This window comes from Micromonospora sp. NPDC048835 (assembly GCF_040649995.1).
GTDB lineage: Bacteria > Actinomycetota > Actinomycetes > Mycobacteriales > Micromonosporaceae > Micromonospora.
On the sequence record NZ_JBEZGM010000010.1, the window covers coordinates 209,777 to 232,360 of the forward strand.

General features: G+C 72.7%; 21 protein-coding genes. 11 read left to right on the top strand and 10 right to left on the bottom strand.

The genetic code is table 11. From position 1 onward, the window contains the following. Positions 1-121: 121 nt before the first annotated feature. Genes AB0C15_RS15100 through AB0C15_RS15130 form a run of 7 tightly spaced genes read left to right on the top strand, consistent with a single transcriptional unit; the run spans position 122 to position 9,223 of the window. The gene (locus tag AB0C15_RS15100; RefSeq protein ID WP_357352101.1) at positions 122-973 is read left to right on the top strand and encodes a MurR/RpiR family transcriptional regulator; all 852 of its coding nucleotides are present in this window, start codon (positions 122-124) and stop codon (positions 971-973) included. A 17-nt stretch (positions 974-990) separates the two neighbouring features. Then, on the top strand, positions 991-2,649 hold the full coding sequence (gene hutU, locus AB0C15_RS15105; protein ID WP_357352103.1) for a urocanate hydratase: 1,659 nt from the start codon (positions 991-993) through the stop codon (positions 2,647-2,649). Then, complete coding sequence (locus AB0C15_RS15110; protein WP_357352105.1) at positions 2,646-3,845, top strand: allantoate amidohydrolase; 1,200 nt, start codon at positions 2,646-2,648, stop codon at positions 3,843-3,845. Before hutU ends, AB0C15_RS15110 begins: the two co-directional genes overlap by 4 nt. 37 nt (positions 3,846-3,882) lie before the next feature. Continuing rightward, positions 3,883-5,244 (top strand): formimidoylglutamate deiminase, encoded by a 1,362-nt coding sequence (locus tag AB0C15_RS15115; protein ID WP_357352107.1) that lies wholly within the window; start codon positions 3,883-3,885, stop codon positions 5,242-5,244. Then, positions 5,241-6,434: an imidazolonepropionase gene (hutI, locus tag AB0C15_RS15120; protein ID WP_357352109.1), complete on the top strand. Its 1,194-nt coding sequence runs from the start codon at positions 5,241-5,243 to the stop codon at positions 6,432-6,434. Before AB0C15_RS15115 ends, hutI begins: the two co-directional genes overlap by 4 nt. Next, a complete protein-coding gene (gene hutH, locus AB0C15_RS15125) occupies positions 6,431-7,969 on the top strand; it encodes a histidine ammonia-lyase (RefSeq protein ID WP_357352111.1) in 1,539 nt (512 codons plus the stop codon). The genes hutI and hutH overlap by 4 nt, the downstream gene beginning before the upstream one ends. Before the next feature lie 45 nt (positions 7,970-8,014). Continuing rightward, entirely contained in the window at positions 8,015-9,223 is a 1,209-nt protein-coding gene (locus AB0C15_RS15130) for a hypothetical protein (protein WP_357352113.1), read from the top strand. A gap of 15 nt (positions 9,224-9,238) precedes the next feature. Here AB0C15_RS15130 and rdgB read toward each other — a convergent pair whose 3' ends face one another. The 10 genes from rdgB to AB0C15_RS15180 all read right to left on the bottom strand — a co-directional run bounded on the left by rdgB (position 9,239) and on the right by AB0C15_RS15180 (position 16,244). After that, entirely contained in the window at positions 9,239-9,856 is a 618-nt protein-coding gene (gene rdgB / locus AB0C15_RS15135; protein WP_357352115.1) for an RdgB/HAM1 family non-canonical purine NTP pyrophosphatase, read from the bottom strand. Beyond that, a complete protein-coding gene (gene rph / locus AB0C15_RS15140) occupies positions 9,853-10,578 on the bottom strand; it encodes a ribonuclease PH (RefSeq protein ID WP_357352117.1) in 726 nt (241 codons plus the stop codon). The genes rdgB and rph overlap by 4 nt, the downstream gene beginning before the upstream one ends. Positions 10,579-10,587: 9 nt before the next feature. Next, positions 10,588-10,710 carry a hypothetical protein gene (locus tag AB0C15_RS15145; protein WP_357352119.1) on the bottom strand — a complete coding sequence of 41 codons (123 nt, stop codon included), beginning with the start codon at positions 10,708-10,710 and terminating at the stop codon, positions 10,588-10,590. A gap of 110 nt (positions 10,711-10,820) precedes the next feature. Beyond that, a complete protein-coding gene (locus AB0C15_RS15150) occupies positions 10,821-11,564 on the bottom strand; it encodes an MBL fold metallo-hydrolase (RefSeq protein WP_334498161.1) in 744 nt (247 codons plus the stop codon). Positions 11,565-11,787: 223 nt separating this feature from the next. After that, positions 11,788-12,753, bottom strand: coding sequence for a pyridoxal-phosphate dependent enzyme (locus AB0C15_RS15155; protein WP_357352122.1), 966 nt, complete (start codon positions 12,751-12,753; stop codon positions 11,788-11,790). An 11-nt stretch (positions 12,754-12,764) separates the two neighbouring features. Then, the gene (locus AB0C15_RS15160) at positions 12,765-13,151 is read right to left on the bottom strand and encodes a MoaD/ThiS family protein (RefSeq protein ID WP_357352124.1); all 387 of its coding nucleotides are present in this window, start codon (positions 13,149-13,151) and stop codon (positions 12,765-12,767) included. A gap of 65 nt (positions 13,152-13,216) precedes the next feature. Further along, on the bottom strand, positions 13,217-13,705 hold the full coding sequence (locus tag AB0C15_RS15165) for a M67 family metallopeptidase (RefSeq protein WP_030487200.1): 489 nt from the start codon (positions 13,703-13,705) through the stop codon (positions 13,217-13,219). Between the two features lie 52 nt (positions 13,706-13,757). Beyond that, positions 13,758-14,258 carry a DUF2017 domain-containing protein gene (locus tag AB0C15_RS15170; RefSeq protein ID WP_030487199.1) on the bottom strand — a complete coding sequence of 167 codons (501 nt, stop codon included), beginning with the start codon at positions 14,256-14,258 and terminating at the stop codon, positions 13,758-13,760. Then, positions 14,255-14,545, bottom strand: coding sequence for an ATP-dependent Clp protease adapter ClpS (gene clpS / locus AB0C15_RS15175; RefSeq protein WP_357352126.1), 291 nt, complete (start codon positions 14,543-14,545; stop codon positions 14,255-14,257). Before clpS ends, AB0C15_RS15170 begins: the two co-directional genes overlap by 4 nt. A gap of 148 nt (positions 14,546-14,693) precedes the next feature. Then, entirely contained in the window at positions 14,694-16,244 is a 1,551-nt protein-coding gene (locus AB0C15_RS15180; RefSeq protein WP_357352128.1) for a hypothetical protein, read from the bottom strand. 193 nt (positions 16,245-16,437) lie between these two features. Here AB0C15_RS15180 and AB0C15_RS15185 point away from each other — a divergent pair, with 193 nt between their 5' ends. Genes AB0C15_RS15185 through AB0C15_RS15200 form a run of 4 tightly spaced genes read left to right on the top strand, consistent with a single transcriptional unit; the run spans position 16,438 to position 22,347 of the window. Continuing rightward, positions 16,438-19,116 carry a LuxR C-terminal-related transcriptional regulator gene (locus tag AB0C15_RS15185; protein ID WP_357352130.1) on the top strand — a complete coding sequence of 893 codons (2,679 nt, stop codon included), beginning with the start codon at positions 16,438-16,440 and terminating at the stop codon, positions 19,114-19,116. A gap of 16 nt (positions 19,117-19,132) precedes the next feature. Then, positions 19,133-20,419, top strand: a complete 1,287-nt coding sequence (locus AB0C15_RS15190; RefSeq protein WP_357352132.1) for a nicotinate phosphoribosyltransferase — start codon at positions 19,133-19,135, stop codon at positions 20,417-20,419. A gap of 49 nt (positions 20,420-20,468) precedes the next feature. Next, positions 20,469-21,050, top strand: coding sequence for an isochorismatase family protein (locus AB0C15_RS15195; RefSeq protein WP_357352134.1), 582 nt, complete (start codon positions 20,469-20,471; stop codon positions 21,048-21,050). A gap of 40 nt (positions 21,051-21,090) precedes the next feature. Beyond that, positions 21,091-22,347, top strand: coding sequence for an MFS transporter (locus AB0C15_RS15200; protein WP_357352136.1), 1,257 nt, complete (start codon positions 21,091-21,093; stop codon positions 22,345-22,347). Positions 22,348-22,584 lie beyond the last annotated feature (237 nt).

Sequence of the window (22,584 nt, forward strand, 5' to 3'; positions counted from 1 at the left end):
CTCCGTTGAACCGCCGTGCGGATAGTACCGACCGTTGGCCAACCCGGCCTGCCCCGCCCGGGGCGGGCGATGAGGGCTGGGACCGCTTGCCAGTGAAAGTTCTCATGCATAGAGTCGGCCCATGAATGAAGGAGCTGTCGAGGCACCCGCTGACCGGGTGCTCGACCTGTTCCAAGGGGTGCGGCTCACTCCCACACAGCGCCGGATCGCGCACTGTCTGGTGCAGCACGCACCCACCGTGGCCTACCTGTCCGCCGCCGAGGTCGCCGAACTGGCCGGGGTCAGCCAGCCGTCGGTCACCCGGTTCGCCGTCGCGCTCGGCCACGACGGCTACCCGGCACTCCGCCGCCGCCTGCGCGACCTGACCACGGCGTCACCGGGCGGGCCGGCGGACGCCGGCAACGAACTCCAGCAGGCGGTACGCGCCGAGATGGTCAACCTGGACCGACTGGCCGGTCAGCTCGCCGACCGGGACCGGATCGCCGAGACCGGACGGTTGCTCGCGGCCAGTCGCCCACTGCCGGTGCTCGGCCTACGTGCCGCCGCGCCGCTGGCCGCGTACTTCGCCTACTTCGCGGCAAAGGTGCACCCGGACGTACGGGTCCTCGACGACGGCGGCAGCCTGCTGACCGACCGGCTGGAGCAGGCCGCCGAGGCCGGGGCGTCCGCCGTGCTCGCCTTCGTGCTTCCCCGCTACCCCCGGGAGACCCTCGACGCGCTGCGCGACGCCCGCCACGCCGGGTTGACGGTGGTGGCGATCACCGACTCGCCGGTCAGCCCGGCCACCGAGCACGCCGACGTGGTGCTCGCCGCCGCGGTCGGCGCGCAGCTCGTCTTCGACCTGCACACCGCACCGATGACCCTGGCCATGGTGCTGTTGCAGGCGATCTGCGACGCCGCGCCGACCGACACCCAACGCCGACTGGAGGCGTTCGAAGCCTCCGCGGCCCGCCGACAGTTGTTCCTCGGTTGACCGGAGGAGATGCAGAGATGACCACGCCGATCCGTGCCGCACGGGGCAGCCAGCTCACCACCCGCGGGTGGCAGCAGGAGGCCGCCCTGCGGATGTTGATGAACAACCTCGACCCCGAGGTGGCCGAACGCCCCGACGACCTCGTCGTCTACGGCGGCACCGGCAAGGCGGCCCGGGACTGGCCGTCCTACCACGCGTTGGTCCGCACGCTCACCGACCTGCGCGAGGACGAGACGATGCTCGTGCAGTCCGGCCGCCCGGTCGGGGTCATGCGCACCCACGAGTGGGCGCCCCGGGTGCTGCTCGCCAACTCGAACCTGGTCGGTGACTGGGCCACCTGGCCGGAGTTCCGCCGCCTCGAACAGCTCGGCCTGACCATGTACGGGCAGATGACCGCCGGTTCCTGGATCTACATCGGCACCCAGGGCATCCTCCAGGGCACCTACGAGACGTTCGCGGCGGTGGCCGCCAAGAGGTTCGGTGGCACCCTGGCCGGGACATTGACGCTCACCGCCGGCTGCGGCGGGATGGGCGGCGCGCAGCCCCTCGCGGTCACCATGAACGACGGCGTCTGTCTGATCGTTGACGTGGACCGCACCCGGCTCGACCGTCGGGTGCACGACCGCTACCTGGACGAGGTCGCCGATTCCCTGGACGACGCGATCGGGCGCGTGCTCGCCGCGAAGCGGGAGCGCCGGGCACTGAGCGTCGGCGTGGTCGGCAACGCCGCCGAGGTCTTCCCCGAGCTGCTGAGCCGTGGCGTCGAGATCGACATCGTGACCGACCAGACCAGCGCCCACGACCCGTTGGCGTACCTGCCGGTGGATGTGGAGCTGGCCGAGGCCCGGGACTACGCCGCCGCGAAGCCGGCCGAGTTCACCGACCGGGCCCGCGCGTCGATGGCGAAGCACGTCGAGGCGATGGTCGGCTTCCTCGACGCCGGCGCCGAGGTGTTCGACTACGGCAACTCGATCCGGGGTGAGGCGCAGCTCGGCGGCTACCAGCGCGCCTTCGACTTCCCGGGCTTCGTGCCCGCGTACATCCGGCCGTTGTTCTGCGAGGGTAGGGGCCCGTTCCGGTGGGCCGCGCTCTCCGGCGACCCGGCCGACATCGCGGCCACCGACCGCGCCATCCTCGACCTGTTCCCGGAGAACGAGTCGCTTGCCCGCTGGATCAAGCTCGCCGGTGAGCGGGTCGCCTTCCAGGGTCTGCCAGCCCGGATCTGCTGGCTGGGCCAGGGCGAACGGGACCGGGCGGGCGTGCGGTTCAACGACATGGTCGCCGCCGGTGAACTCTCCGCCCCGGTGGTGATCGGCCGCGACCACCTGGACACCGGCAGCGTCGCCAGCCCGTACCGGGAGACCGAGGGGATGGCCGACGGCTCCGACGCCATCGCCGACTGGCCGCTGCTCAACGCCCTGGTCAATACGGCCAGCGGGGCTTCCTGGGTCTCCATCCACCACGGCGGCGGGGTGGGCATCGGCAGGTCGATCCACGCCGGTCAGGTCTGCGTGGCCGACGGCACGGCCCTGGCCGGGCAGAAGATCGAGCGGGTGCTCACCAACGACCCGGCGATGGGGGTCATCCGGCACGTCGACGCCGGCTACGACAGCGCCCGCGAGGTCGCCGACCGTACCGGAGTCCGGGTGCCCATGACCGAGGGCGGACCCGCGTGAGCGACGACCTTTCCGCCCGGTTCCGGGCGCTGTGGGACGAGATCGCGCCGGTCGGGCGGGACGCCGACAGCGGCGGCTATCTGCGGTACGCGTTGACCGAGCCGGAGCGGGAGTTGCGCGCCTGGTTCCGCACGCAGGCCGAGCGCCGCGCCATGCCGGTCACCGAGGACGGCAACGGCAACCTCTTCGCGCACTGGGGTGACCCGGAGGCCGCCGACGCGGTGCTCACCGGCAGCCACTTCGACTCGGTGCCGCACGGCGGGGCGTACGACGGGCCGCTCGGCATCGTGAGCGCGTTCCTCGCCGTGGACGAACTGCGCGCCGCCGGCGTCACCCCCACCCGGCCGCTGGTGCTGGGTGCCTTCGTCGAGGAGGAGGGGGCACGTTTCGGCGTACCCTGCCTGGGGTCGCGGCTGCTCACCGGCGCGCTGCCGGCCGAACGCGCGGCCGGCCTGCGCGACGCGGCCGGGGTGAGCTTCGCCGAGGCGCTCGGCGACCGGCCGGCGGGCGCCCGCCCGGAGCTGCTGGGCCGGTTCGGCGCGTTCGTCGAACTGCACGTCGAGCAGGGCCGCGCGCTCGTCGACACCGACGCGCCGGTCGCGGTGGCGAGCGCGATCTGGCCGCACGGGCGGTGGCGCTTCGACGTCGTCGGGGAGGGCAACCACGCGGGTACGACCCGGATGGCCGACCGGCGCGACCCGATGCTCACCTATGCGTTCACGGTGCTCGCGGCAAACAAGGAGGCCCGGCTGCGCGGCGCGCACGCCACGGTGGGCCGGGTCGCCGTCGAGCCCAACGCCACGAACGCGATCCCGTCGAAGGTGACCGGCTGGCTTGACGCCCGCGCCGCCGACCCGGAGACGCTGACCGGGCTCGTCGAGGCGGTGCGCGGCAAGGTCGCCGAGCGGGCCCGCCGCGACGGTACGGAGGTGACGGTCACCGAGGAGTCGGCCACCCCGGTGGTCGCCTTCGACGGTGACCTGGCCAAGCGGCTGGCCACCCTGCTCGACGCGCCGGTACTGCCCACCGGAGCGGGGCACGACGCCGGGGTCCTGGCCGGGCACCTGCCCACCGCGATGCTCTTCGTACGCAACCCGACCGGGGTGTCGCACTCCCCCGCCGAGGCGGCGACCGACGACGACTGTGCCGCCGGGGTGCGGGCGTTGGCCCGGGTGCTTGCGGAGCTGACGTGCTGATGTCGCAGACGATTCAGCTCCAAAGGAGGCGAGTGGCATGACCACCACCCGCTGGCTCGCCGAGTACGCGTGGCTGCCCGAGCACGCCGAACCCACCCCCGACGTGCTGATCGAGGTCGACGACGGTCGGATCACCGCGATCACGCCACTCGTCGGGGCCGGAGGCCCGGAGGCCGGCGTCGAGGTGCTGCGGGACGCCACCCGGTTGCCCGGACTGACCCTGCCCGGCCTGGCCAACGCGCACTCGCACGCCTTCCACCGCGCGCTGCGCGGGCGCACCCACGGCGGCCGGGGTGACTTCTGGACCTGGCGGGACCAGATGTACGCCGTCGCCGACCGGTTGGACCCGGACACCTATCTCGCCCTGGCCCGCGCGGTCTACGCGGAGATGGCGCTCGCCGGGGTCAGCTGTGTGGGCGAGTTCCACTACCTGCACCACCGGCCGGACGGCGGCGCGTACGACGACCCGAACGAGATGAGCGCGGCGCTCGTCGAAGCCGCCGCGCACGCCGGGATCCGGCTCACCCTGCTGGACACCGCCTACCTGACGTCCAGTGTGGATGGTCAACCACTCGCCGGGCCGCAGCGCCGCTTCGGCGACGGCGACGCGAGCCGCTGGGCCGAGCGGGCCGCCGCGTTCCAGCCGACGGACCCGCACGTCCGGGTCGGCGCGGCCGTGCACTCGGTGCGCGCCGTCCCGGCCGACCAGCTCCGCACGGTCGCCGACTGGGCGCGCGAGCGGCACGCGCCGCTGCACGTGCACCTCTCCGAGCAGCCCGCCGAGAACGACGAGTGCCGGGCCGTGCACGGGCACTCGCCGACCGCGCTGCTCGCCGAGCACGGGGTGCTCGGGCCGCACACCACCGCCGTGCACGCCACCCACCCGACGAGCGTCGACCTGTCCCTGCTCGCCGACAGCGGGACCGGGGTGTGCCTCTGCCCGACCACCGAGCGGGACCTCGCCGACGGCATCGGACCGGCCCGGCTGATGGCCGACGCCGGCATCCGGCTCAGCCTGGGCAGCGACAGCCACGCCGTGGTCGACCTGTTCGAGGAGGCGCGGGCGGTCGAACTGGACGAGCGGCTGCGGACCCGCCGGCGCGGCCACTTCGCGCCGCTCGACCTGCTGACGGCGGCAAGCGTCGCCGGACACGCCGCGCTGGGCTGGGCCGACGCCGGAAGGATCGCCGTGGGCGCCCGCGCCGACCTGGTGACGGTACGCCTGGACAGCGCCCGCACCGCCGGGGTGCCGCCGGTGGGCGCGTTCTTCGCCGCCGGCGCGGCCGACGTCGAGCAGGTCGTGGTGGACGGCCGGGTGGTGGTGGCCGAAGGCCGGCACCTGACCGTCGACGTGCCGGGCGAGCTGGCGGCGTCGATCGAGGCGGTGCTCCCCGCATGAGCGGCAGCCTGCTTGTCGGCAACATCGGAGAGCTGGTCACCAACGGTTCCGGCGAGGGCCCGCTCGGCATCCGCCGCAACGCCGCGGTGCTCGTCGAGGAGGGCCGGGTGGTCTGGGTCGGGCCGTCCGCGTACGCGCCGGCGGCCGACCACCACATCGACGCCGGTGGGGCGGCCGTGCTGCCCGGATTCGTGGACAGCCACGCCCACCTGGTCTTCGCCGGGGACCGGGCCACCGAGTTCGCCGCCCGGATGGCCGGGCAGCCCTACACCGGCGGGGGCATCCGGACCACCGTCGGTGCGACCCGGGCCGCCACCGACGACGAGCTGCGGACCACCGTGCGCCGGCTGCGCGGGGAGGCGCTGCGCCAGGGCACCACGACCATGGAGATCAAGAGTGGGTACGGCCTGACCGTCGCCGACGAGGCCCGCTCGCTACGGATCGCCGCCGAGACCAGCACCGAGACCACCTTCCTCGGCGCGCACGTGGTCCCCGCCGAGTACGCCGACCGCCCGGACGACTACGTCGGGTTGGTGTGCGGGCCGATGCTTGCCGCCGCCGCCCCGTACGCGAAGTGGATCGACGTGTTCTGCGAGGAGGGCGCCTTCGACGTGGACCACGCCCGCGCCATCCTGGCCTGCGGTCAGGCCGCCGGGCTGGGCGTACGCCTGCACGCCAACCAGCTCGGCCCCGGCCCCGGGGTGCAGTTGGGCGTGGAACTGGGAGCGGCGAGCGTCGACCACTGCACCCACCTGAGTGACGCCGACGTGGACGCGCTGGCCTCGACCAGGATGGACTGGACGTCGGGGTCGGAAACGACCACGGTGGCCACCCTGCTGCCCGGTGCGGAGTTCTCCACCCGCTCGCCGTACCCGGACGCCCGTCGGCTGCTCGACGCCGGGGTCACCGTGGCGCTGGCGACGGACTGCAACCCCGGCTCGTCGTACACCTCGTCGATGCCGTTCTGCGTGGCCCTCGCGGTCCGCGAGATGCGGATGACCCCGGCGGAGGCGGTCTGGGCCGCCACCGCCGGTGGCGCCCGGGCGCTGCGCCGCGACGACATCGGTGTCCTCACCCCCGGCGCGTGGGCCGACCTCGTCGTCCTCGACGCGCCGTCGCACCTGCACCTGGCCTACCGGCCCGGTGTACCCCTGATCCGCCAGGTAATACGCAACGGAGTTCCGCAATGACGAACGTGACCATCCAGCCCACCGGGATCACCGCCGACGACGTTCTCGCGGTGGCCCGCGGCACCGCCACGGTCGTCCTCGCCCCGGCCACCGTCGACGCGATGGCGACCAGCCGGGCCATCGTGGACGGCATCGAGTCCTCGGGCCGTCCCGTCTACGGGGTCTCCACCGGTTTCGGCGCATTGGCCAACACCTTCATCGCCCCCGAGCGGCGGGCCGAGTTGCAACACGCGCTGATCCGGTCGCACGCCGCCGGGGTGGGCGCGGCGATGCCGCGCGAGGTGGTCCGGGCCATGATGCTGCTGCGGGTCCGATCCCTCGCCCTGGGCCGCTCCGGGGTCCGGCCGCTGGTCGCGGAGGCCCTGGTCGACCTGCTCAACCACGACATCACCCCGTGGGTGCCGGAGCACGGCTCGCTCGGCGCCTCCGGTGACCTGGCGCCGCTCGCGCACTGCGCGCTGGTGCTGCTCGGCGAGGGTTGGGTGCTCGGCCCGAACGGTGAGCGGCAGGACGCGTCCGACGCGTTGACCGCCGCCGGGCTCAAGCCGATCGAGCTGGCCGCCAAGGAAGGGCTGGCGCTGATCAACGGCACCGACGGCATGCTCGGCATGCTGTTGCTGGCCATCCACGACGCGGCACACCTGTTCGCGATGGCCGACGTGACGGCCGCGCTGGCCATCGAGGCGATGCTCGGCTCGGAGCGGCCGTTCCTGCCCGAACTGCACGCCATCCGGCCACATCCCGGTCAGGCGGCGTCGGCGGCGAACATCCACCGGCTGTTGCAGGACTCCCGGGTGATGGACTCGCACCGCGACGACCTGGCGCACGCCGTGCAGGACGCGTACTCGATGCGCTGCGCGCCGCAGGTGGCCGGCGCGGCGCGCGACACCCTGGACTTCGTCCGCACCGTCGCCGCCCGCGAGCTGGTGTCCGTCGTGGACAACCCGGTGGTCCTACCGGACGGCCGGGTCGAGTCGACGGGCAACTTCCACGGCGCGCCGCTCGGCTTCGCCGCCGACTTCCTCGCCATCGCTGCCGCCGAGGTCGGCGCGATCGCCGAGCGGAGGGTGGACCGGCTGCTCGACGTCACCCGCTCCCGGGAGTTGCCGGCGTTCCTCTCCCCCGACGCCGGGGTCAACTCCGGGCTGATGATCGCCCAGTACACCGCCGCCGGGATCGTCGCCGAGAACCGCCGGCTGGCCGCCCCCGCCTCGGTGGACTCGCTGCCCACCAGCGGGATGCAGGAGGATCACGTCTCGATGGGCTGGGCGGCGGCCAAGAAGCTGCGTACCGTGCTGGACAACCTGACCAGCCTGCTCGCGGTGGAGTTGCTGGCCGGCGTACGCGGCCTTCAGCTACGCGCCCCGCTGGAGCCGTCCCCGGCCGGCCAGGCGGCCGTCGCCGCGCTCGGTACGGCGGCCGGCGAACCCGGCCCGGACGTGTTCCTCGCCCCGGTGATGGAGGCGGCCCGCGCCGTCGTCGCCGGAGCCGACCTGCGCGCCGCCATCGAGCGGGAGGTCGGCCCGCTGGGCTGATCTCGGTCGGGTGGCTGTCGGCCGGTGCTGCTAGCGTTCGCCGCCGTGCAGACCGAGGAGCAGATCCGGGACCACGTTCGCCGTCTGGTGGCGCTTGCCGAGTTGCCGGCCGCCGCGATCGTCGCCGCGACGGTGGAGTACCTGGCCGACGAGGCGGACCCGGCGTTCGTCGAGGCCCGCGCCTGGCCGGTCGTCTGCGAGGAGTTGGGCGCACACCTCGCCGCCCAGGCGCGGTGGCCGGAGGTCACCGACAACGACCGTCTCACGGCGGCCTTCCGGACGCTCTCGGCCGCCGGGCTGGTGGCCCGGGAGGCTTTCAGCTGCTGCCAGAACTGCGGCGTCGCCGAGATCGGCGACGAGGTTCCGCGCGGGCGCACCGCAAGGGGGTACGCGTTCTACCACCAGCAGGACGCCGACCACGCCCTCGACGGTGCCGGGGTGTACCTGACGTACGGCCTGTTCGGGCAACCCGCGACTGTCGACGTGGGCGAGGAGATCGCGGCGGCACTGCGCGCCGAGGGGTTGACCGTGCACTGGGACGGCAGCACCGGCACCCGGATCAGGGTTCCGCTGACCTGGCAGCGACGTCGGGTCGGTCGGCGTGCCGCGCTACCCGCCACCGTCGACGACGACGTGGACGTCGACGTGGATCTGCCGGACCGGTGGACCGGCGTGTACGCCCCGACCGAAGGGCTGTCGTCGGCCGCCCGGCTCGCCGGCCTGCACCTGCCCTGGTTGCCGGCCGGTGTCCGGGTCCGGCTGGCGCACCAGGACGTCGCCCTCGTCGTGCGGCGGGAGGGAGACGCCCTGGTGGGCGCGTACCCGGAGCAGGACGGGAAGGAGTTGACCGTCGGCCGGTACGACGGCATGGACCTGATCCGCCGGCTGACCGGTCGGGCGGTGCCGGCGGCAGCCCTGCCGACACCGCCCGATTTCCTCGAAACGACCTACCAGTACCGCGACGACAGCCAGAAGGACGTGCCGCTGGACGCGGCCGAGGCGTGCCTCCTGCTGCGCGCGATGCGACCGCTGAGCAGGGACTTCCTGACCGCCCTCGGCCGCTCCGGTGGCTGCGTGCAGGTCGCCTGGGAGCGCGACGGGCTGTGGCTCGAAGAGCTGGACCCGGCGCGGGCCACCTCGACCGGCCGGATCGCCACGGTGGCCGAGGCCGAACGAATGCTCACCGTGCTCGCCACCCAGGACCGCGTCCCGATCGACGAGTTGGGCGGCGACCTCGTGACGAAGCGCTGGTGAGACGTGTCGGGGTGCTCAGGCGGCGGGCGGCAGCACCTTGGCGACAAGCTTGGCCAGCTCGCGCAGCGCCTTGCCCCGGTGGCTGATGGCGTCCTTCTCCTCCGGGGTCAGCTCGGCGTTGGTCCGGTCCTGCCCGTCGCCCAGGAAGATCGGGTCGTAGCCGAACCCGCCCTCGCCGCGCGGAGCACGCAGCACCCGACCGGGCTGCCGGCCGTCCACCAGGTGCTCCTTGCCGCCGGGCAGCACCAACGCCACCGTGCAGACGAACGAGGCGGCTCGCTGCTCGTCGGGCACGTCGGCGATCTGATCCAGCACCAGCTGAAGGTTGGCCTGGTCGTCGCCGTGCTTACCGGACCAGCGGGCGCTGAACACCCCGGGCATCCCGTTGAGCGCGTCCACCGCGATCCCCGAGTCGTCGGCGATGGTCGGCAGGCCGCTCTGCCGGCACCCCTCCCGCGCCTTGATCAGCGCGTTCTCGCCGAAGGTCAGGCCGGTCTCCGGCAGCTCCGCGTACTGCTCGACGTCGTCCAGGCCGAGCAGCGCGACCCGGTGCGCGCCGAGCGCGCCGTCCAGGATCCGCTGCAACTCGACGAGCTTCTTACGGTTACGGGTGGCGAGCAGGACCTTGTTCATGAGAGCGCCTTCCGCTGAGCTTCGGCCAGGTCCGCGCAGCCCGCCACGGCCAGGTCGAGCAGGCTGTCGAGCTGGTCGCGGGCGAACACGCCCGCCTCGCCGGTGCCCTGCACCTCGACGAAGTCACCCGCGCCGGTGCACACCACGTTCATGTCCACCTCGGCGGCCACGTCCTCCTCGTAGCAGAGGTCGAGCCGGGCCTCCCCGGCGACGACACCCACGCTGACCGCGGCCACCGAGCGGTGCATCACCTTCTCCGGCTTGCCGGCCAACGACTTGCGGGCGGCGAGCCAGCCCACCGCGTCGTGCAGCGCGACGTACGCGCCGGTGATCGCGGCCGTGCGGGTGCCGCCGTCGGCCTGGAGCACGTCGCAGTCGAGCACGATCGAGTTCTCACCGAGCGCCTTGAGATCGATGCTGGCCCGCAGGCTGCGCCCGATCAGCCGGGAGATCTCGTGGGTGCGGCCACCGACCCGGCCCTTGACGCTCTCCCGGTCGGAGCGGGTGTTGGTGGCCCGGGGCAGCATCGCGTACTCGGCGGTCACCCAGCCGAGCCCGGAGCCCTTGCGCCAGCGGGGCACCCCCTCGGTGACGCTCGCCGTGCAGAGCACCCGGGTGCCGCCGAACTCGACGAGCACCGAGCCCTCCGGATGGGTGCTCCAGCCACGGGTCAGGGTCACCGGTCGAAGTTGAGAGGGCCCTCGCCCGTCAGGTCGCGCCATCCCTGCACCCTATGCGGTGCGGCTGTCCACCTCGCTCGCGGTGCCCCGGAGAACGTCCGCGCCGTGCACACCGAGGAACCCGGCGACCGCAGCCGGCCAGCCGAACTCCTCGGTCACGATGGCGATCCGCATGCCCACACCGTGCGGGTGCCACGGGTGCGGCAGACGACCGTCCGTTGACCGGCCGGCGAACAGTGCGGCACAACCCCGCGGCCCGCCCGCCCGAACCGGGACGTGGCAGGTCAGATGTCGTAGCTGGCGCCGGGGCGGACCACGTCGATGGGTCCGGTGTACGCGGCCGCGGCCGACTCCAACGTGTGCGCCTCGCTGCCCCAGGCCGCGACCAGATGGGTGAGCAGCAACCGACCCACCATCGCCTTGGTCGCCGCCTCGCCGGCCTCCCGGCCGGTCAGGTGCAGATCCGGCGGATTGTCCACCCCGTCGAGGAAGCTCGCCTCGCAGAGGAAGGCGTCGACGTTCTGGGCCAACCGCAGCAACGCGTCGCAGGGCGCGGTGTCCGACGAGTAGCACAGCGACCGACCGCCGTGCTCCAGCCGCACCCCGTACGTCTCGATCGGATGGTTCACCCGGTCGACGGTGACCGCGAACGGGCCGATCGGGAAGGTGCCCGGTTCGAGTGCGTAGAACTGGTAGACGTCCTCCAACGGGCCGTCGTCGTGGTACGCCGCGCTGAGCTGGTCGGGAGCACCGGCGGGCGCGTACATCGGCAGGGCCGGATGGGGACCCTCCGGGGCGTACCGGCGGACCACCACGTACGTCACGGCGTCCTGGATGTGATCGCAGTGAAGGTGGGTCAGCAGGATCGCGTCCGGAGCGTGCAACCCCGCGTACCGCTGGAGGCTGGACATCGACCCGGAACCGAAGTCGACCAGGAGTCGGAAGCCGTCCGCCTCGACGAGGTACGCCGAGCACGGCGACTCGGGGCCGGGGAAACTACCGGCGCAACCAAGGACGGTCAGTCGCATCGAGTTGTCTCGCTGTCACTGTCGGTAGCATCCATGCCTGCCACCGCTCCAGCCACGATCTCTACCGACGCGTACGCCACGCTGCGCAGCCTACGCTGGCGCACCCTGCGGCAAGAATGATCCAACGGAAGTTGTCACGAACGTGACACCTGCTCGCGGTCTGTTGGGCAGCGAACGGGCCGCCGACACATGTCGACGGCCCGTAATCGGCAGAGCGGATCGGTCAGGCCCAGAGCTGCCCCTCCAGGGCGTCCTCGGCATCGGCGAGCGTGCCACCGTACGCGCCCGTCGACAGGTACTTCCAGCCGCCGTCGCAGACCACGAAAGCCACATCGGCCCGTCGGCCGTCGCGCACCGCCTCGTGCGCCACCGCGAGCGCGGCGTGCAGGATGGCGCCGGTGGAGAACCCGGCGAAGATGCCCTCCACCTCCACCAACTGGCGGGTGCGCAACACCGCGTCCCGGGTGCCGACCGAGAACCGCCGAGAGAGCACCGAGGCGTCGTAGAGTTCCGGCACGTACCCCTCGTCGATGTTGCGCAGGCCGTAGACCAACTCGCCGTAGCGCGGCTCGGCGGCCACGACCTGGATGCCCTCGACCTTTTCCCGCAGGTAACGCCCGGTGCCCATCAGGGTGCCGGTGGTGCCCAGCCCGGCCACGAAGTGCGTGATGCTGGGCAGGTCGTGCAGCAGCTCAGGCCCGGTCGTCTCGTAGTGCGCCCGCGCGTTGGCCTCGTTGCCGTACTGGTAGAGCATCACCCAGTCGGGGTGCTCGACGGCGATCTGCTTGGCGGTGGCGACCGCCTGGTTGGAACCGCCGGCCGCCGGCGAGAAAATGATCTCCGCCCCGTACATCCGGAGCAGCTGGACCCGCTCGGTGGAGACGTTCTCCGGCATCACGCAGACCAACCGGTAGCCCCGCAGCTTGGCCACCATCGCCAACGAGATGCCGGTGTTGCCGCTCGTCGGCTCGAGGATGGTGTCGCCGGCACGGAGCCGGCCCGACTCCTCCGCCGCCCTGACCATGAACAGCGCCGCGCGGTCCTTGATGCTGCCGGTCGGGTTCCGATCCTCCAGCTTGGCCCAGAGCCGCACCGGAGGAGCCCCGTCGGGAACCGTCGGGGAGAGCCGGGGCAGGCCGACGAGCGGCGTACCCCCACAGGCGTCGAGCAGGCTGTCGTACCGCGCCATGGCGGCCGACCTCAGCGCGCCGCGACGGCGTCGCGGACTCCCGCTGCCGCGGCGCTGTGCGAACTGATCGCCGCTGCCGCCGCGCTGTGCGAGCTGATCGCCGCCGCCGCGGCGAAGCCGAACGCGCCGCCGGCCACGGCCGGCAGGATGGTGACGCTGTCACCGTCGGAGAGCTTCGCGTCGAGCGCGCCGAGGAAGCGGACGTCCTCGTCGTTGACGTAGACGTTGACGAAGCGGTGCAGCGCGCCCGCATCGGTGATCAGCCTGCCGCGCAGACCGCCGTGCCGGGAGTCCAGGTCGGTGAGCAGATCGGCGAGCGTGTCGCCGGTGCCGTCGACGACCTTGGCGCCGCCGGTGTAGCTGCGCAGGATGGTGGGGATGCGAACCTCGATAGCCATGATGTCGTACTCCTCGATCGGGTGTGCCTACGGTGACGGGACGAGACGGTTGCGGCGCTGACGGGTCAGCGGCCGGAACACTCGTAATCGACCGTCGCCGGGCTCTGCCCGAACATGTAGGACTGCACGGCGTGCGGGTCGACCCCGGCCTCCACCACGCGGACCGGCTCCTCGGTGACCACGCCGTCGACGATCCGGAACGACCGGATCTCCTCCGAGTCGGGCTCACGGGTCGAGACGAGCAGGTAGTGCGCCCCCGGCTCACCGGCGAAGGAGACATCCGTCCGCGACGGGTACGCCTCGGTGGCGGTGTGCGAGTGGTAGATGACGACGGGCTCCTCGTCCCGGTCGTCCATCTCCCGCCACACACGCAGGTGCTCCATCGAGTCGAACTCGTAGAAGGTCATCGAGCGCGCGGCATTGTCCATCGGGATGTGCCGGGTCGGGGTGTCGCTGCCGACGGGACCGGCGACCACGCCGCACGCCTCGTCGGGGTGGTCCCGGCGCGCGTGGGCGACGATCGCGTCGATGATCGACCGGTCGATGCTCAGCACGTGCACCAGCCTAACGCCTGACGAGCACGGGCCGAAGTGGTGCCGGTCACGCTTAGTCGATCAAGGCGTTGAGCAGCGACTCCTGTAGATACCCGAGATACGCGTAGACCGAAAGCTGGAACACCCGGCTGGAACCCGGGTCCTCGGCGACCGCGTCGTCCAACTCCTCGCCCAGATCCGTGCCGTCCTTGATCTCCAGGCGGACGCCCATCGCGAGCCGGGCGTCGTTGAGCGCCCGCAACCACGCCTCGGCGGCCTCGGCGTCCAGCCGCACCTCGCCGCCGGCGTCGTCCGGCAAGGCGGCCAGGATCGCCCCCGCCTGATCGATCTTCGCGGTCTTCAGGTCGCCCTCGGTGTAGCGGCGGAACTCGGCGGTGTCCGGAGCATCCTCCGGATAGACCGCCGGAAAGAGCCGACCGACGACCGGGTCGGTGTGGTCGAAGCCATCGGTGAGCAGACCCACCACCTCGGAGGCGACCTTGCGCAGCACCCGCACCTCGTCGACGGCGAAGACGGCGACGTACCGACCGGCCTGGCGCCGGAACATGCTCATGACCTGTCCACCGTCGCCCACAACCCGTACGCGTGTAGCTGCGACGCGTCGTGCTCCATCCGCTCCCGGGCGCCGGTGGAGACCACGGCACGGCCCTTGTGGTGCACGTCAAGCATCAGCTGTTCGGCCCTCTCCCGGCTGTAGCCGAAAAGCTTCTGGAATACCCAGGTCACGTACGTCATCAGGTTCACCGGGTCGTCCCACACGATCGTCACCCACTGCCGGTCGGACGCCGGCACCTCGTCAGTGTCCGGCGTCTCGACCGGTACAGCCTGCGGAGCCGCCATGCCCCCCATCGTGCCACCGGTTTCCCGGAACCGAGGAACCGGAACGCCGGCCCGCCGCGGATCACCCACCCCGGGCACTCCCGACCCGCCCGGGACGCCATCGGACCCGGGGCCCGACCCGGACCCCGACCAACCGGTGAGCACGCCGTCAGGCGAGCAGGATGCCGTGATCGACCGCATCGGAGAGCACCACGCCCAGCGAGAGGCGGATCACCTCGAACCGTCGGGAGATCTCCCTGGACAACCCCAACTCGACCTCACGCACGGCCCGCTGGGACCAGGCCCGCGCCGCGTTGTGATCGTCGTTGCCGGGGGTACGCCACTGCTGCCAGCACCCGCCGGAGAGCGCCACCGCGACCGGCGGGAGCACCTCGTCACGGGACGCCGCCGGATAGCTCGCGGCGGCGTCGATCGCCTCGGCGCCGGTCAACTCGGCCACGCCGGCGGTGCTGGTGATCAGCAGCACCTTGTCCAGTTCGTGGCCGGGCCGGTGATCGTCCAGGCCGTACTGCACGGCGGCGGCGATCCGGCGTCGCACACCTTCGGCCGGCGGCGCGCCGAGCACCCGGGACGCGACATCGGTCATGATGCCGCGCACCGCCTGGTCGCACTGCGCGGTGGCCAACAGCGACAACGCCGCCATCTCCCGGTCGAGGAGATCCGGTAGGCCGGCACAGCCGACGCCGAACACGATCTCCTGCACGGCCCGCAGGTGGATGTTCGCCAACTCCAGAGCGAGGTGCTGGCGGATCCGCTGGGCACACGAGCGGGTGTGGCGGTCCAACCGTTCCGACCAGTCACCCGGATCGGCGGCCACCGCGACGCGACCCTGCTGACCCGGTAGGACCGGTGGGTCGACGCTGGCCCGCTGCAACCCCTCCCGCGACGACCAGCCCACGAGCGCCCGCCGCAGGTCCGCGGCGGTGTCGGCGTCGTGCACCGGGAACCACCGCGCGGTGGCCAGCGCCGGCACCGCGGCCAGCAGCGCGGCCCGGTGTGCCTCCACCGTCACCGCGACCGCGTCCACCTCGGTCTCCGCACCCCTGACCGGCGGGACGGACGCCCCCGCGCCCTCCGTATTCGCCGCGCCGTCGGCGAGCGGAGCCCAACCCGCCGCGCCGGGAGTGACCGCGAAGACGACCTCCACCGAGGTCGGGGCGACCTCGGCGAGCAGGTTCAACTCGGCGGCGGTGAAGGCCTGGTCGGCGGCGATCACGAAGAGCAGCGCGCCGGCTCGGCCGGCCGCCTCGAGCAGCACCCGGGTGCCCGACACGCCGAGGGTGGCGGTGTCCGGAACATCGATCAGGGTGAAGTGCCGGAGCAGCGGCTCGGACACGCTCAGCTCGACCCGCCGGGGCGGGCGGGCCAACGCCGGACCGGCGGCTTCCCGGTCCGCGCCGTACGAGTGCGGCTGGCGGTAACCGGGCACGAACGCCGCCCGGGTGGGCACCTTGGCGTCGCGCACCACCAACCAGCTGCCGCCGGGCACGGTGAGCATGACCGGGTCGAGGCCGAGCAGGGTGGCGAGCACGGCACGCCGCTCGGCGCCGGCCGGGCCGACGGCGACCACACCGAGCGGCTCGTCCGGGGCCGGGCCGGACACGCCGACCCGGCTGGGCAGCGGACCGCAGCTGGGTACGTCGGCTGGGCCGGCCATGTCGCCCGGCGAGTCGACCGAGGGGAGAGGGCCCTGCTTCATCAGGTGCCTCCCGTTGCAGGTGACCGTGGGTCTGGTCGCGAAAATTCCGGTGCACGACCCGGATGTCGGAAGACTACGGGCGGTCCGGCGACCGGGCGGAACACCTCAGGTACTCACCGGTAATTGTGCGATTACTCAACTTCGTACGGTGACGGTGCGGGCGCGGACGGATTCCGGTCGATATGCTGCGCGAATGAGTCGATGGGAGTTCGTCGGCCGCACGGATGAGCTCAACCGCCTGCTGGAGGCGGTGACCGGCGAGGCCGGCCGTGGGCTCTTCTTCAGCGGCAGCGCCGGCATCGGCAAGAGTCGACTGCTGCGCGAGGGTGTCGGCGCGTTGCCCACCGACAGGTTCGCCATCTGGTCCATCGCCGCCAGCGCCACCACCGCGGCGCTGCCGTTCGGTGGGCTGGTCCAGGTCCTCCCCGCCGAGCAGCCCCAGGGCCTCTCCCCCGCCGGCGTGCTGCGCTGGGCGCTCAACGTGCTGCAACAACAGGCCGCCGGCCGACGGATCGTGCTCGCCATCGACGACGCCCACCTGCTCGACCCACCCTCGGCCGCGCTCGTGCACCTGGTCGCCCGCGCCGAGAACGCCACTGTGGTCGGCACGCTGCGGGACGGCGAGCAGATCCCGCTGCCGATCCGCGCACTCTGGACCGACGATCTGGTCGAGCACGTCGAGCTGACCCCGATGCCGCAGGAGCAGACGTCGGACCTGCTGGCGGCGATCCTGGGTGGTCCGGTCGACGCCGGCTCCGCCGACCGGCTCGGCCGGCTCTCGTCCGGCAACCCGCTGCTGCTGCGCGAGCTGGTGCACGCCGCCAGCGGCAGCGCCGAGTTGAAGCGCACGTACGGCATCTGGAAGTGGACCGGCCGCCTGGAGCTTGCGCCCAGCCTGACCGACCTCATCGACACCCGGGTCGGCAAGCTCACCGACGGCGTCCGCGCGGTCGTCGAGCTCGTCGCGTTCGGCGAGCCACTCGGCCTGCACCTGCTCAAGCAGGCCGCCGACCAGTCGGACGTGGAGACCGCCGAGGAACGCGGGCTGATCACCGTGGACCAGCACGACCGGCGCACGAACGTCCGGCTGGCGCACCCGCTCTACGGCGAGGTGATGCGCCGCCGCTGCCCGGTCAGCCGCACCCGCCGACTTCAGGCGCACCTCGCCGAGCTGCTGGAGCAGGTCGGCAAACGTCGACGCGACGACGTGCTGCGGGTGGCCGTCTGGCGGCTCGACTCGGGCACCGCACAGGACCCGGCCCTGCTGCTGGACGCCGCGGTGCAGGCGTTCACCCGCTACGACGTGCCGCTGGCGACCCGCCTGGCACGGGCCGCGCTGCACGCCGACGGCGGCTACGACGCGGCCGAGCTGCTGGCCACCATCCTGATGTTCGCCGACCGACCCGACGAGGCGATCGACGTCCTCGACTCGGTCACCCCGCAGCCCGGCGACGAACGGCGGTTCTGCCGCTGGCTCACCGTACGCGGCATGGTCAGCTACTGGGGGTTGAGCCGGGAGTCCACGGTGGAGGAGATCGCGAGCCGGGTCGAGCAGCTCAGCGACTCCGCCGACAGGTCCCGGGTGCACGCCTTCGAGGCGATCATGCGCCTGCACCGACTGGACACGGCCGCCGCCGTACGGCTCAGCCAACAGGTGCTGGACCGACCGGCCGCCGGCGTCGCCGCCCGCGAGCTGGCCCGGTCCACGATCGCGTACGTCCAGGCCGCGCAGGGCGAGCTGACCCGCAGCGGTACGGCGATCGCCCAGGTGCACTCGGCCGCGGCCAGTTGGCGCACCGACATGCCGTACCTCCAGTTGGCCCTGGAGCTGGCCCGGGGCACCCGCCTCATGCTCACCGGCGACCTGGCCGGGATCGACGCGATCGTGGCGGACGAGTTCGCCGACCTCGCCGGGGCCGGCGACTTCCGCCTCGGCACCGGCTACCTGGCCATCCTGCAGGCGTACGCGGCGCGGCTGCGTGGGCAGAGCGACGCGGCCATGCGAACCTCCCTGGGCGCGTGTGCGGTGCTGGCCACGAGTCGGGTCTACGCCGGTCTGGCCCAGGCCGAACGCGCCCAGTCGGCGGCGCTGCGCGGTGACGCGGCGCAGGCGGTTGCGGCGATGGCCGAGGCCGACCGCACCCACGCGCCGGGCATGGCGGTGCTCTACCCGTGGCTGGAGCAGGCCCGGGGCGCGTCGCTCGCCGCGTCGGGCGACCTGCCGGGCGCGGTCAAACACCTCGGCGATCTGGTGGATCGGCTTCGTTCGGACGGCTTCGCCGGGCACGAGGTGCACGTCCTGCACGACCTCGTGCGACTGGACCAGGCGGGCATGGCGGTCGGGCCCACCTGCTCCGATGGTGGGCGGCGCACCGTCGCGCAGCGCCTCGCCGAGCTCTCCGAGCAGGTCGACGGCGTACTGCCGCCGCTGTTGGCCCGGCACGCCCGCGCCGCGGTGACAGGTTGCCCCACCGACCTGCTCGCGGTCGCCGACGACTACGCCGCCCTGGAGTTGACCGTGTACGCCGCCGAGGCCACCTCCCACGCCGTCCAACGCCTGCGCCACGAGCACTCGGCCGCGGCGAACGACGCCCGGGAGCGCCTCGCCGGGTTGCTCGGCCGCTGTGACCTGATCCGCACGCCGGCGCTGCAGGCCGGCGCGCCGGTGCTCACCGAGCGGGAGTGGCAGGTGGCCCGCCTCGCCGCGCACGGTGCCCCCAGCCGGGCCATCGCCGAACGACTCTTCCTGTCGGCGCGCACGGTGGAGAACCACCTCCAGCGGATCTACGCGAAGCTCGGCGTCACCGGTCGGGCCGAGCTGTGGGCGGCGTTACGCTCGATCCCGGGCCACGACGGCGGCGACCCGAGCTGAACCTTAGGCTGGGGCGGTGAGCATCCACCGACCCGCGCTCCTGACCGACCACTACGAGCTGACCATGGTCAGCGCGGCGCTGAAGGACGGCACCGCCGACCGTCGGTGCGTCTTCGAGGTGTTCAGCCGCCGGCTGCCGAGCGGCCGCCGGTACGGCGTCGTCGCCGGAACGGCCCGGCTGATCGAGCTGATCCGCGACTTCCGGTTCGACCCCACCGAGGTCGACTTCCTGCTGCGGACCGGGGTGGTCGACGAGACGGCGGCGGCGTGGCTCACCGACTACCGCTTCACCGGCGACATCGACGGGTACGCCGAGGGCGAGCTGTTCTTCCCCAACTCACCGATCCTCACCGTCTCCGGCGGCTTCGCCGAGTGCGTGGTGCTGGAGACACTTGCGCTCTCCGTGCTCAACCACGACAGTGCGATCGCCGCGGCGGCAGCGCGGATGGTGACCGCGGCGCGGGGCCGGGCACTCATCGAGATGGGTTCGCGGCGGGCACACGAGGAGGCGGCGGTGGCCGCGGCGCGGGCCGCGTACCTGGCCGGGTTCCGGTTCACCTCCAACCTCGCCGCCGGCGCGCGCTACGGCATCCCGACGGCGGGCACGGCGGCGCACGCGTTCACCCTGCTGCACGACGACGAGCGGGCGGCGTTCGCGTCGCAGGTCGCCACGCTGGGCAAGGACACCACGCTGCTTGTCGACACGTACGACATCAGCCAGGGCATCCGCAACGCGATCGCGGTGGCCGGGCCGGAACTGCGGGCGGTACGGATCGACTCCGGTGACCTCGCGGTGATCGCCCAGCAGTCCCGGGAGCTGCTCGACTCGCTCGGCGCCACCGAAACCAAGATCATTGTTTCGGGTGACCTGGACGAGTACGCGATCGCCGCGCTCGCCGCCGAGCCGGTGGACATGTACGGCGCCGGCACGGCGGTGGTCACCGGCTCCGGGGCACCGACCGCCGGCCTGGTCTACAAGCTTGTCGAGGTCGAGGGGCGGCCGGTGGTGAAGCGCTCCGAGCACAAGGCGACCATCGGCGGTCGCAAGGTCGCGGTCCGCCGGCACAAGCCGACCGGCACCGCCACCGAAGAGATCATCGTTCCGCAGGGCGTTCCGGACCGGCAGCCCAACGACCGCCTGCTCCAGCAGTCGTACGTGGTCGCCGGTGAGCCGGTGCCGCTGCCCACCCTCGACGAGTCACGGGAGCACCTGCGGGAGTGTCTGATCTCCATCCCGTGGGAGGGCCTGAAGCTCTCGGCCGGCGACGCCGCCGTGCCGGTCACCGTCGTACCCGCCGGCTGAGTCACCCCGAGCACCACCGACCGACCGTGCGGAGAGAGGAAACCCCCCGATGGCCAACGCGCTGATCATCGTCGACGTGCAGAACGACTTCTGTGAGGGCGGTTCGCTTGCCGTCGCCGGCGGCGCCGGGGTGGCCGCCGGCATCTCCCGGTTGCTCGCCTCCGACCCGGACCGGTGGGCGCACGTGGTCGCGACCAAGGACTACCACGTCGACCCGGGTGCCCACTTCGGCGATCCACCGGACTTCGTGGAGTCCTGGCCCCGGCACTGCGTGGTCGGCACCAGCGGTTCGGAGTTCCACCCCGCACTGGACACCGACCGCGTCGAGGCGATCTTCCACAAGGGCGAGCACGCGGCGGCGTACTCCGGTTTCGAGGGGCACGCCGACGACGGCGAGTGCCTGGCCGACTGGCTGCGTCGACACGACGTGGACCGGGTCGATCTGGTCGGCATCGCCACCGACCACTGCATCCGGGCGACCGCTCTGGACGCCGCCCGGGAGGGTTTCGCCACCACCGTGCTGCTCGAGCTGACCGCCGCCGTCGCCCCGGCGACCACCGACGTGGCCCTGCGCGCGATGGACGGCGCCGGGGTGATCATGCAGGGCCAGCCTGTGATCAGGGCCGCATGAGGCGTTAATTGGTTGGCCAAGATGCCGTCGCCGGTCGAAGATGTCGCCGGAGGTACGGATCCACGTGAACATGAAGCCTTACCGGCGGGCGCTCGCCCTGCCCGGTCTGCGGTCGCTGCTGCTGGTCGCCGTCCTCGCCCGCGTCCCGCTCACCGCGACCGGGGTGACGCTCACCTTCCACGTGGTGCTCGACCTCGACCGTGGCTACGGAGCGGCCGGCCTGGTCGGTGCGGCTGTCACGGTGGGCGCGGCGATCGGCGGGCCGCTGCTCGGTCGACTCGTGGACCGGCGTGGACTACGCCCGGTCCTCGTGCTCACCGGGATCGCCGAGGCGATCTTCTGGTCCACCGCGCCCACGCTGTCGTACCCCGTGCTCCTGCCGGCCGCGTTCGTGGCCGGCTCCCTGGCGCTGCCCATCTTCTCGGTGGTCCGGCAGTCGATCGCCGCGTTGGTCCCCGAGGACCAACGCCGACCGGCCTACGCGTTGGACTCGATGTCGGTGGAGTTGTCCTTCATGATCGGCCCGGCGCTGGCCGTGGCCCTGGTCACCGCGATCTCCGCGCAGACCACCATGTACCTGGTCGGTGGTGGCATCGTCGCCGCCGGGATCGCCCTGTGGGTGGTCAACCCGCCGATCCGCGAGGCCAGCGCCGAGCCCAGCGGCCCAGCGCGTCGGGTGCCGCGTCGGGAGTGGCTGACACCCCGACTGCTCGCCGTGCTGGCGCTCAGCGCCGCGGCGACCCTGGTGCTCGGTGGCACCGACGTGGCGGTGGTCGCCGTCCTGCGGGCCAGCGGTGAGGTTAGCTGGACCGGGGCGGTGCTGGCCATCTGGGCGGTCGCCTCGCTTGCCGGCGGTTTCGCCTACGGGGCCGTGCACCGCTCGTTCTCACCGCTGGCGCTGACCGCCGCACTGGCCCTGTGCACCATCCCGGTGGGGCTGGGCGGTGCACACTGGTGGCTGCTGTGCCTGGCCCTGATCCCCGCCGGCGCGCTCTGCGCGCCGACCATCGCAGCCAGCTCGGACGCGGTCAGCCGCCTGGTCCCAGCCGAGGTACGCGGTGAGGCGATGGGTCTGCACGGCTCCGCCGTCACCGTCGGCATCGCGGTCGGCGCGCCACTGGCCGGAGCGGTGATCGACGCCAGCGCACCACTCTGGGGCTTCGTGGTGACAGGTGCGCTTGGCGCACTCGTCACCCTGGTGGTCCTCCCGATCGAGCTGCGCCGCCACCGCAACGCGCAAGCGACCACCCCGCCGCCCGTCGAGGTCGAGGTCGACCTCGCCCCTGCCGCCCGCTGACCCCAGTCCCGCCTCGCCGCGCCTCCGCGCGCCCCCGCGCGGCCCCGGCCCTGCGTCCCGCGCCCCGCGCCCTGCGCGCCCCGCCCCGCGCGCATCGCCCCGCGCGCCACGCCCCGCGCGCCAAGATCCGAGCAACTTCCCTGGGGTAGTTCCATCCTGAGTTGGCTGGTCGGGGGGTCTTGACGGTGTGGGGGTGGTGGGTGGGGGTGCAGGTCGTTGCGGGGGTGATCTTTGGGT

Bases quoted from the DNA above. Each gene is read 5' to 3' on its own strand.
- AB0C15_RS15100 (WP_357352101.1), top strand. From the start codon at position 122: ATGAATGAAGGAGCTGTCGAGGCACCCGCTGACCGGGTGCTCGACCTG.
- hutU (WP_357352103.1), top strand. From the start codon at position 991: ATGACCACGCCGATCCGTGCCGCACGGGGCAGCCAGCTCACCACCCGC.
- AB0C15_RS15115 (WP_357352107.1), top strand. From the start codon at position 3,883: ATGACCACCACCCGCTGGCTCGCCGAGTACGCGTGGCTGCCCGAGCAC.
- hutI (WP_357352109.1), top strand. From the start codon at position 5,241: ATGAGCGGCAGCCTGCTTGTCGGCAACATCGGAGAGCTGGTCACCAAC.
- hutH (WP_357352111.1), top strand. From the start codon at position 6,431: ATGACGAACGTGACCATCCAGCCCACCGGGATCACCGCCGACGACGTT.
- rdgB (WP_357352115.1), bottom strand. From the start codon at position 9,856: ATGAACAAGGTCCTGCTCGCCACCCGTAACCGTAAGAAGCTCGTCGAG.
- rph (WP_357352117.1), bottom strand. From the start codon at position 10,578: ATGGCGCGACCTGACGGGCGAGGGCCCTCTCAACTTCGACCGGTGACC.
- AB0C15_RS15145 (WP_357352119.1), bottom strand. From the start codon at position 10,710: ATGCGGATCGCCATCGTGACCGAGGAGTTCGGCTGGCCGGCTGCGGTC.
- AB0C15_RS15150 (WP_334498161.1), bottom strand. From the start codon at position 11,564: ATGCGACTGACCGTCCTTGGTTGCGCCGGTAGTTTCCCCGGCCCCGAG.
- AB0C15_RS15155 (WP_357352122.1), bottom strand. From the start codon at position 12,753: ATGGCGCGGTACGACAGCCTGCTCGACGCCTGTGGGGGTACGCCGCTC.
- AB0C15_RS15160 (WP_357352124.1), bottom strand. From the start codon at position 13,151: ATGGCTATCGAGGTTCGCATCCCCACCATCCTGCGCAGCTACACCGGC.
- AB0C15_RS15170 (WP_030487199.1), bottom strand. From the start codon at position 14,258: ATGAGCATGTTCCGGCGCCAGGCCGGTCGGTACGTCGCCGTCTTCGCC.
- clpS (WP_357352126.1), bottom strand. From the start codon at position 14,545: ATGGCGGCTCCGCAGGCTGTACCGGTCGAGACGCCGGACACTGACGAG.
- AB0C15_RS15180 (WP_357352128.1), bottom strand. From the start codon at position 16,244: ATGAAGCAGGGCCCTCTCCCCTCGGTCGACTCGCCGGGCGACATGGCC.
- AB0C15_RS15185 (WP_357352130.1), top strand. From the start codon at position 16,438: ATGAGTCGATGGGAGTTCGTCGGCCGCACGGATGAGCTCAACCGCCTG.
- AB0C15_RS15195 (WP_357352134.1), top strand. From the start codon at position 20,469: ATGGCCAACGCGCTGATCATCGTCGACGTGCAGAACGACTTCTGTGAG.
- AB0C15_RS15200 (WP_357352136.1), top strand. From the start codon at position 21,091: ATGTCGCCGGAGGTACGGATCCACGTGAACATGAAGCCTTACCGGCGG.